This is a genomic window from Thermococcus sp. GR5 (genome assembly GCF_012027535.1).
Classification (GTDB): Archaea; Methanobacteriota_B; Thermococci; order Thermococcales; family Thermococcaceae; genus Thermococcus; species Thermococcus onnurineus.
On sequence record NZ_SNUN01000015.1, the window covers coordinates 1 to 1,287 of the forward strand.

General features: G+C 53.5%; 1 protein-coding gene and 2 pseudogenes. All 3 read left to right on the forward strand.

Translation table 11 applies throughout. The features are described from left to right. Nucleotides 1-188, forward strand: a pseudogene (locus tag E3E33_RS10660) (flagellin); the annotation flags it as partial. A gap of 39 nt (nucleotides 189-227) precedes the next feature. Continuing rightward, nucleotides 228-555: pseudogene (locus E3E33_RS11180) on the forward strand (archaellin/type IV pilin N-terminal domain-containing protein); the annotation flags it as partial. Nucleotides 556-578: 23 nt separating this feature from the next. Further along, nucleotides 579-1,241: a hypothetical protein gene (locus tag E3E33_RS10665; RefSeq protein WP_370520407.1), complete on the forward strand. Its 663-nt coding sequence runs from the start codon at nucleotides 579-581 to the stop codon at nucleotides 1,239-1,241. The last annotated feature ends 46 nt before the right edge of the window (nucleotides 1,242-1,287 follow it).

Consider the following 1,287-nt stretch of genomic DNA (forward strand, 5'->3'; position numbering starts at 1 on the left):
TACTCACCGTCCTCGTTGGAGACCTTGACGTCAACGGTGATGGAACTACCGACAGCGGTGTCTTCAGCCCAGGTATTGCTCCGGGCAAGAAGATCACCGGCCAGGTCGTTCCGGAGTTCGGTGCTCCCGGTGTTATAGAGTTCACCACCCCGAGCACCTACACCGATGCCGTTATGGAGCTCCAGTGATGCCCTTTCCTTTCAACTTATTTGAGGAGGTGGGAGGCGATGTTTAAGAAGAAGAGGGGTGCTGTGGGAATAGGCACCCTGATTGTGTTCATAGCCATGGTTTTAGTGGCAGCAGTTGCTGCTGCGGTTCTGATTAACACCAGCGGGTTCCTCCAGCAGAAGGCTTCCAGCACCGGCAGGGAGACCACTCAGGAGGTAGCCAGCGGCATACAGGTCGAGAGGATAGTCGGTAAGACCGACGCGGCCAAGCTCAACATCCAGCAGCTCGCCGTTTACGTCAGCCCGAACGCTGGCAGTGCCGGCATCGACCTCAGGAAGACTAAGATAATCATCAGCGACGGCAGCCAGCAGGCCGTTCTGAACTACAAGGTCGGTGATGGGGTTGCAAAGATTGATGACGATGCAACCTTTGATGAGACAACAGAGACTAATGATCCTCAGACCACTATTAGCACCGGGGATAGTGTTCTTATTGACTATGATGCAACTGCAGGAACCCTTACCATAGGAAGCACCGTGATTACCCTTAGTTCAGAGAGCCTCTATGCCAGCGAAAAGTTTGCCCTTATTGACACGGCGGACAATGAGTACATAATCCTTGACGAGGGTGCCAACACCGTTTCAGTCAGCGGTACTGATGGGGGTATCATAACCATAACCGTCGGCAGCACCAGCATGACAGTCAACGATGGAAGCTCAATCATCGTCGAGGTTCTTGACTCCGCATATACTGCCAAGGACGAGCTTGCCGGCGGCATCTTTGCCAGCGACAAGTTTGCCTGGTCTCTCCTTGCAAGCGCCACCGACTACGGTATCATCGTCATCCAGGACGCTGACAACAGTGTCCAGCCGCTCTACCCAACCATCAACAAGGGTGACATGGTTGCACTAACGTTCTATGTTGGAAACGACGCTGGAACCGCTATCTTTGGTCAGGGTATCCAGCCGAGGACCAAGATTACAGGTAAGGTTGTTCCGGAGTTCGGTGCTCCAGGCGTCATCGAGTTCACCACTCCGACCAGCTACACGGACGAGATTATCGAGCTCCAGTGATGCCCTTTCCAATATTTTCGTGAGGAGGTGGTGTGAATGTTCGGTA